This is a genomic window from Pseudomonas sp. CM25 (genome assembly GCF_013179705.1).
Classification (GTDB): domain Bacteria; phylum Pseudomonadota; class Gammaproteobacteria; order Pseudomonadales; family Pseudomonadaceae; genus Aquipseudomonas.
On sequence record NZ_JABMCW010000267.1, the window covers coordinates 1 to 7,748 of the forward strand.

Annotated in this window: 8 protein-coding genes and 2 pseudogenes; 7 read left to right on the forward strand and 3 right to left on the reverse strand. The window is 65.5% G+C overall.

The features are described from left to right. The 5 genes from HP546_RS22425 to HP546_RS22445 all read left to right on the forward strand — a co-directional run. On the forward strand, positions 1-389 hold a 389-nt coding region (locus HP546_RS22425), incomplete at its 5' end, for a proline/glycine betaine ABC transporter permease (RefSeq protein WP_172229599.1). A gap of 105 nt (positions 390-494) precedes the next feature. Continuing rightward, entirely contained in the window at positions 495-1,358 is an 864-nt protein-coding gene (locus tag HP546_RS22430) for a LysR family transcriptional regulator (protein ID WP_172229602.1), read from the forward strand. Positions 1,359-1,488: 130 nt separating this feature from the next. Beyond that, positions 1,489-2,406 (forward strand): AEC family transporter, encoded by a 918-nt coding sequence (locus HP546_RS22435; RefSeq protein ID WP_172229605.1) that lies wholly within the window; start codon positions 1,489-1,491, stop codon positions 2,404-2,406. Between the two features lie 35 nt (positions 2,407-2,441). Beyond that, on the forward strand, positions 2,442-3,053 hold the full coding sequence (locus tag HP546_RS22440; RefSeq protein WP_172229608.1) for a cell wall hydrolase: 612 nt from the start codon (positions 2,442-2,444) through the stop codon (positions 3,051-3,053). Positions 3,054-3,265: 212 nt separating this feature from the next. Beyond that, a complete protein-coding gene (locus tag HP546_RS22445) occupies positions 3,266-4,117 on the forward strand; it encodes a CAP domain-containing protein (protein WP_172229611.1) in 852 nt (283 codons plus the stop codon). On the opposite strand, the pseudogene HP546_RS22450 reads toward HP546_RS22445, so the two are convergent. Further along, positions 4,084-4,503, reverse strand: a pseudogene (locus HP546_RS22450) (helix-turn-helix domain-containing protein); the annotation flags it as partial. The gene HP546_RS22445 and the pseudogene HP546_RS22450 overlap by 34 nt on opposite strands. A 192-nt stretch (positions 4,504-4,695) precedes the next feature. Here HP546_RS22450 and HP546_RS22455 point away from each other — a divergent pair. Further along, complete coding sequence (locus HP546_RS22455) at positions 4,696-5,307, forward strand: LysE family translocator (protein WP_172229614.1); 612 nt, start codon at positions 4,696-4,698, stop codon at positions 5,305-5,307. 17 nt (positions 5,308-5,324) lie between these two features. On the opposite strand, the gene HP546_RS22460 is transcribed toward HP546_RS22455, so the two are convergent. Then, entirely contained in the window at positions 5,325-6,524 is a 1,200-nt protein-coding gene (locus HP546_RS22460) for an MFS transporter (RefSeq protein ID WP_172229617.1), read from the reverse strand. 106 nt (positions 6,525-6,630) lie between these two features. Further along, a complete protein-coding gene (locus HP546_RS22465) occupies positions 6,631-7,536 on the reverse strand; it encodes a LysR family transcriptional regulator (RefSeq protein WP_172229620.1) in 906 nt (301 codons plus the stop codon). Between the two features lie 116 nt (positions 7,537-7,652). Between HP546_RS22465 and HP546_RS31500 the strand changes: the two are divergent. After that, positions 7,653-7,748, forward strand: a pseudogene (locus HP546_RS31500) (cupin); the annotation flags it as partial.

Consider the following 7,748-nt stretch of genomic DNA (forward strand, 5'->3'; position numbering starts at 1 on the left):
GCCTGGGCAAGGTGCCCGCTGTGTTTGCCACGCTGGTCTACGCCCTGCCACCGCTGGTACGGCTGACCGAGCTGGGCCTCAGCCAGATAGACCAGTCGTTGCTGCAGGCCGCCCACGGTTTGGGCGCCAGCCGTTGGCAGCGGCTCCGGCGGATTGCCTTGCCGCTGGCGCTGCCCAGTATCATGGCCGGGCTCAACCAGTCGGTAATGATGGCCCTGTCGATGGTGGTGGTGGCATCGATGATCGGCGCGCGCGGGCTGGGTGAGGACGTGCTGGCGGGTATCCAGACCCTGAATGTGGGCCAAGGGGTAGAGGCCGGGTTGGCCATCGTTGCGCTGGCCATGGTGATCGACCGGATCAGCCAGGCGTATGGGGGGAGCAGGCGCTGAATCGGGTAGCCTGGATCGGCGCCAAGGGCGATCCCCGTGCGCCTTGCCGCCAATCCCCCCGAGCCTGACAATGCAACCCTGCCAACACAAACCGGACCCCTCGGCATGTCCCTCAAAGCCCTGCGCACCCTGGTGACCATCGCCCGTCACGGCACCTTTGCCCGTGCCGCCGACCTGCTAAGCCTCACCCCCTCGGCAGTGAGCCTGCACATCAAATCGCTGGAAGACGAACTGCAGGTGACGCTGTTCGACCGCAGCCGCCGCCAGGTCGTGCTGACCGAAGCCGGCCAGCTGGCGGTGGCCCGTGCCGAAAGCATTCTGGCCGCTTATGACGAACTGGCCGACGCCCTGGCAAGTGGCCCTGGCCTGCGCGGCCGCCTGCGCCTCGGGGCCATCCATACCGTGCTGGCGCGGCGGCTGCCCAGGGCCCTGGTGTGGATCAAGGCCCACCACCCGCAACTGCACATCAGCGTGGCCTCCGGCATGTCGGCAGAACTGGCGCGGCGCGTGGAAGACGGCGAGCTCGACGCGGCGATCACCACCGAACCGGTCAGCCCCTACCCGCAGAACCTCGACTTCACGCCCTTGTTCGAGGACCGCTTCTGGGCCATTGCCAGCCCTGAGCTGGCCGGCCACAGCGTGCCGCAGCTGCTGGCCAGTCAACCCTTTCTGCGCTTCGACAAACGCGCCTGGGCCGGGCGACAGATCGAACAGGAACTGCGCCGGCAGCACTTGCAGGTAAGCGAGCAGATGGAACTGGACAGCCAGGAAGCCCTGGCACGCATGGCGGTGATGGGCCTTGGGGTGGCCATCATCCCAATGGCCGATGACGACCTGCAACGCCTGCCACCGGCCACCTGCCTGCCATTTGGCGAGCCCCAGCTGACCCGGCGGGTGGTGTTGCTGGAGCATGAAAAAAGTCAGCGGCGGCATTTGAGTGCAGTATTGAAAACCGCGCTGGAAGCGTGAGGGCGCCGAGGCCACAGCGCGGGCCGGAGTAACATGCATTTTTCCTCAATGGTCAGTTAAGAAAACAACGTTTCTACAAATCAGTTGCCGCCAGTAATGTGATCCCGTACCCGACTACGGAACGTCACCCATGCTCCAGTTGCTGCTGACCACCTTGCTGCCGATAATCTTGCTGATTGCCTTGGGCAGCTTCCTGCGCCTGCGCAGGTTTCTGGCTGAAAGCTTCTGGCCCGGGGCCGAGCGCCTCAGCTACTACGTACTGTTGCCGTCACTGTTCCTCCACGGCCTGGCCACCGCCAACCTGGACGGCGTACCGGTACTGGGCATGGTCGGTGTACTGATGCTCTCGACACTGGCGGGGGCCGTGCTGCTGGTGCTCTACCAGGGCGCGATCAACCACGATGGCGCCGACTTCACCTCGGTGTTCCAGGGCGGCATCCGCTTCAACAACTACATCGGTGCCACCCTGGCTGCGGGCATCTATGGAAGCGCCGGGATTGCCCTGGCGGCGGTGGCCAACGCGGCCATCGTGCCGCTGGTCAACCTGCTTTGCGTGCTGGTGTTTGCGCGCTTCAGCGCTCGCCATAGCTCGCCCGCCACGGTGCTGAGGGCGATCTTCGCCAACCCGTTGATCGTCGGTTGCGCAGGCGGCCTGTTGCTACGGGTAACTGGCCTTGGCCTGCCGGCCGGCATCGAACCTACGGTCAAGGCCCTGGGCCAGGCTGCCCTGCCGCTTGGGCTGCTGTGCGTTGGCGCGGCCCTGGGTGGCGCCCGCCTGGGCCAGCAGGTGCGGCCGCTGATGGCGGCATCGGCGTTCAAGTTCCTGGTCATGCCGCTGACCACCTGGGGCCTGTGCCGGGTGCTCGGCCTGAGTGGCCAGGCCGCCGTGGTGGCGGTGCTGTTCCAGGCTCTGCCTACCGCTTCGTCATCCTATGTGATGGCCCGTCAAATGGGCGGCAATGCGCCCTTGATGGCGACGATCATAGCCCTGCAGACCGTGGCCGCCGCCGCCACACTGCCTTTGGTATTAATGCTTACGCTTGGCTAGACTCAGATTCAACCCACACTTCGGAAGCTTGGACCATGCGCCTATCGTGGATGGTAGTTGGCTTGACCTCGGCCCTGCTCGCAGGCTCCTTGCAGGCCGCTGACCCGGCCAAGGCTGCGGTCGCCGAGGACAAGGCCGAAGTGCTGGAGCAGAAAGTGGCGAACGATGCGCCTGCGCCGAAAAAGGCGGAAACCCTGACACCGAGCGAAGCGAAGGCCGTCGACCCTGCCGGCCAGGCGCCGCTGGACGACAGCATTACCTGCCTGGCCCGCACCATTTACTGGGAGGCCAAGGGCGCCGACGCCAAGGACATGGCCGCCGTTGCCAGCGTGGTGCTCAACCGCCTGGGCCATGATGGTTTCCCGGACACCATCTGCGGGGTGGTCAAGCAGGGTGTGGAGACCAAGGCCTGCCAGTTTTCCTGGTGGTGCGACGGGCGCTCCGACCAGGTCGAGGAAGCGCAGCGTTACGACGTCGCCAAGGAGATCGCACGCAAGGCGCTGAACCAGCAACTCAAGGACCCCACCGGGGGTGCACTGTACTTCCATGACCGCACGGTGCGCCCGGACTGGGCCAAGGCCTATCGACGCACCGCGCAGACCACGCACTTCCTGTTCTACAAGCCGAACCAGGCGTTGGCACGCTAGATCTGAAGTCGAGCGTTCCCGTGAAGCGTCGATGTTACGAATGATTACCAAACCGCCGCACTTTTCCGGCGACCAGTGGTCTACTCCCTCTTGTGCCGGCAGCAACCCACGCCGGCGTTTTCATTGCTTTGCATGACCCCGGGCCAAAAGCCCCGGGCTTGTGTAGGATGAGCAGCGCATACCACGACGCTGCCAGTCACAGGGAGATCCACATGCGCGTCCTGCCATCACTTGCCGCCTTGTCACTGGGCCTGGTCGTCTCGACCGCGGCGCTGGCTGTTACCGGCGAAGAGGCGCAACTGATCGACTCGATCAACGTCTACCGCAGCAAGGCCCAGCCCTGCGGTGGCGAGGCATCGCTGGAGCTGCCGCCGCTCAACAGCGATACCCGCCTGGCGCTGTCGCCAGAGGGTACCCGCGACCTGCAGCAGGCCATGACCCGCGCCGCCTACCCCATGGTCAACGTCCAGGCCATAAGCCTGTCCGGGCCGCGCGATGCGCGCGCCGCAATGCATGCCATTGAAGAAAGCTTCTGCCAAGTGGTGCTCGACCCGCAGTTCGTCGATATCGGCGTCAGCCAGGAGGGCCGCGACTGGCGCATCGTGCTGGCGCGGCCGCTGCTCAGTGGCCGCCTGGGCGACTGGCAGGCCGAGGGGCAGAAGGTGCTGCAGGCAATCAACGACGCGCGCAAGGTGCCTCGACAATGCGGCGGCCAGCCCTTCGCCGCCGCCCCCGCGCTGGCCTGGAGCACTGCGCTGGCCGGCGTCGCCGCCAACCACACGCGGGCCATGGCCAACCAGAACTTCTTCGACCATATCGACAAGGATGGCCGTACCCCCGGTGACCGTGCAGAGCTGGCTGGCTACCTGTATCAGCAGATCGGCGAGAACATTGCGGCCGGGCGCGACACTGCGCACAAGGTAGTCGAGGGCTGGCTGGACAGCCCGGGGCATTGCGCAACGCTGATGAATCCGGACTTCCGTGAGCTGGGTGCTGCCTATGCAGTAGACCCGAAGAGCGACGCAGGGATCTACTGGACAGGGTTGTTCGGCTCGCCGCAGTAAGCCTGCCTGAGCGCCAGCGCGGTACAACCAAACCGCCGCCGCACGCACTTGCCCAAGTGACTGGCGTCGGCAAAACCCACCTCATCGGCAATTTGCATCAGGCTGTGGCTGGAGTTGCACAAGCGCCAGCGCGCCTGCTGCAAGCGCATCTCCAGCCACCAGGCCTTGGCGCTCACGCCGTGGCTGGCCTGGAACTGCCGGTCCAGTTGCCGCCGGCTGATGCCCAGTTGCGCAGCCAACTGCTCCACCGCCACTGGCGTGCCCAGGTGATGGCGCATCAATGCCTGTGCCCGCTCCGCTTGCCGTCCTGGCCCGCCGCCGAGTTCCAATGAGCGCAAGGCATGGCGGCTGTCGCGGGTTTCATCCACGAGCATGTCGGCAAGCCCCGAAGCGCAGCTTGTCGAGAAAGGCACCGAACGGCAGCAGGGCAAAATCCGGCAAGGGCGGATAAGCAAGCGGATGTCAGGCTGCATGAAGCTGTGTCCAGAAATCACCGTCGAATGTCCGGATCATACCCTGACAGAGAAGACCTGGCGCCATAGACTGGCGCTCTTCGGACCAACAAGGCGTTTCCCGACATGGCTCTCGACACCTGGCTTATTTACCTGCTGGCAAGCATCGGCCTGTCGCTGACGCCAGGCCCGAACAGCCTGCTGGCGCTGACTCACGGGGCCCTTTATGGCGCGCGCCGAACGTTGTTCACCATCGTTGGCGGCGTATTCGGCTTCAGCGCGCTCATTGCCTTGGCCATGTTCGGCCTGACAGCGTTGCTGCAGACCTCGGCCTCGCTGCTGGAAGTGCTGAAGTGGGTCGGCGGGGCTTACCTGGTCTGGCTGGGAATTCAGCTGTGGCGCAGCCCCGGTCTGCACCTGGAACTGAACGAGCGCAGCGCCCGTCTTGGCAACGCCGGCCTGTTCCGCCAAGGCCTGCTGTCGGCCCTGGCCAACCCCAAGGTGTTGCTGTTTTACGGTGCGTTCCTGCCGCAATTCATCGACCCGCAGCGGGGGTTGCTGCTGCAGTTCGTGGTGATGGCGGCGACCTTTGCCAGCGTGGAGTTTCTGGTCGAGTACCTGCTGGCGCGCCTGGCATTTCGCATTCGCCCTTGGCTGGCCAAAGGCGGCAAGGGCTTCAACCGCTGCTGCGGCAGCCTGTTTGCCGTGATTGGCGTGGCCCTGCCGCTTGGCCGCTGATGCCCAGGCTGGGGCGCTCAGCCTCGATGCGCTCTGGCCAGGAAAACCAGCAAGGCAATGCCCGGCAACCCTGCCCCCACCAACGTGATGCCTTGCCAGCCAAACTGGCTGAACACCGCACTGGCCACCGCCGAACCCAGCGCCCCACCGAGGAAGATGCTGGTCATGTAAACCGCGTTCAAGCGCCCGCGGCTGGCCGGGTCCAGCGCGTACACCTCGCGCTGACCAATGACCATGTTCATCTGCACCGCGAAGTCCAGCAGCACTCCGGTAAGCCCCAGACCGATCACGCTGTAGCCCGGCGCGGTCAGGCCCAGCAACAATGCCGCCGGAGCCAGCAACAATGCCAGCAGCGAGCCGGCCCGCGCATGTCCGGCGTCGGCCAGGCGGCCGGCCAGCGGCGCGGCTACGGCCCCTACCGCGCCCACCAGGGCAAACACCGCGATCTGGCTTTGCGACAGCCCATGCTCACCTGCCAGGGCCATCGGCACCGCTGTCCAGTAAAGGCTGAACGCTGCAAACATCAATGCCTGGTACAACGAACGCTGGCGCAGCAATGGATACCGCCGCAGCAACGTGAGCAGCGACAGCATCAGCTCGGCATAGCTGGCCTTGTGCTCAGGCCGCCGCTGCGGCAGGGTCAGGCCCAGCAGCAGGATGATCGCCAGCATGACCCCGGCAGCGCCAATGAACACCGCCCGCCAGCCGAAGTGGTCAGCCACCAGGCTCGACAACGGCCGCGCCAGCAGGATACCCAGCAGCAGGCCGCCCATGATATTGCCCACCACCCGCCCGCGCTGCTGCTCCGGTGCCAGGTGCGCGGCCAGCGGGATCAGCATTTGCACCGCTACCGAACTGAAACCGATCAGCAGCGCGTAGCCCAGGAACAACCGGCCCTGGCCGCTGCTGCTGGTGCCCGCCAGCAACAGGCTGACGCAGGCCAGCACCGCGGTGGCCACCATCAGGCGGCGGTTTTCCAGCAGGTCGGCGAGCGGCACCAGCAACAGCAGACCAAGCGCATAGCCCAGCTGCGTGAGGGAAACGATCAGGCTGGCATGCTCGGTGGACAGCCCCAGGTCCGGGGCGATCAGCGCCACGATTGGCTGGGCATAATAGATATTGGCGACTATTGCGCCACAGCAGAAAGCCAGCAGCACGACCAGCGTGCGGCTGAGGCCGGCGGCTGCAGGCTGCGCGGTGGCAAGGGTGGGATTCATGGCGGTGTCCTCGGCGAGGGGGTGGAATATGTCGGCTACCTTACCCAGTCGCGGGTGGGTCGAGAATCCGGCGACGACGCAACGCGGCTTTGCGTGCAGCGCAACGTTAGGTGCGCGGTTGCAGCAAATTTTCGCAAAAGTCGATGAACGCGTTCACCCGCCGCGAACCTCGGTGATTGGGCAGGTACAGCGCATTGATGCTGTCATTGGCTGTGCCAGGGCTTGCCCGCCAGGCGGGGAACAATTGCTGCAGCCGCCCGGCAAGCACATCCTCGCGCACCAGCCAGTCGGCCAGCAGCGCAATGCCACTGCCCGCCAGTGCAGCTTCGCGGAGCATGTCGGCATTGGCGCTGCGCAATGGCCCGCGCACGTCCAGTTCCAGGCTGTCCTGGCCCTGGGTCAGGCGCCAGGGACGGGCTTTTTGCCCATAGCGAAAGCGCAGGCAGGCATGATCAAGCAACGCCTTTGGGTGCTGCGGCGGCTCACCCCGGGCGAGGTAGGCCGGGCTGGCTACCAGCCAACGCTCGAAGCGCCCCAGCTGACGACACACCAGCTCGTCATTGGGCGAGGGGTCGCCGAGACGAATCGACAGGTCATAACGCCCGTCGAGCAGATCATCCAGGCGGTCGCTGAGGTCGATGTCCAGCTCCAGCGCCGGGTGCTGCGCCAGGAACTGCCCCAGGTGCGGGGCGACGACGCGCCTGCCGAACTCCACGGGCAGGCACAGGCGCAACACGCCGACCGGCGCCTCGCCACGGTCGGCAACGCTGGCATCGGCTTCATCCAGGGCTTCGAAAATACCCCGTGCGCGTTCGTAATAACGGGCGCCCGCTTCCGTCAGGCTGACCTGGCGGGTCGAGCGGTTGAGCAAGGTGGCGCCCAGTTCGGCCTCCAGAGCATCGACCAGGCGCGTCACCGACGATGTCGCCAGCCCCAGCCTGCGTGCAGCGGCAGAAAAACCCTGGGCATCGATGGTGGCCACGAACATCTTCATTGCCTGGAGTTTGTCCATTTGCCGCCCACGCTCCAAAACTCAGAAAGTTCTTACAAACCGCCGGGCCGGTCAAGAAGCGCGCTGCTGGGCAATAGCGTTCATAGTGGAATCAAATCCTTCCCATGAGGCTTTCCATGACACTGACCAACCTGCTGACTGCCCTGCCCGCCGCCGACCCAACCTGCGCCGAACGCGTGGACGAACTGCTCAGCCGCCCGGGCGTGCGCGTC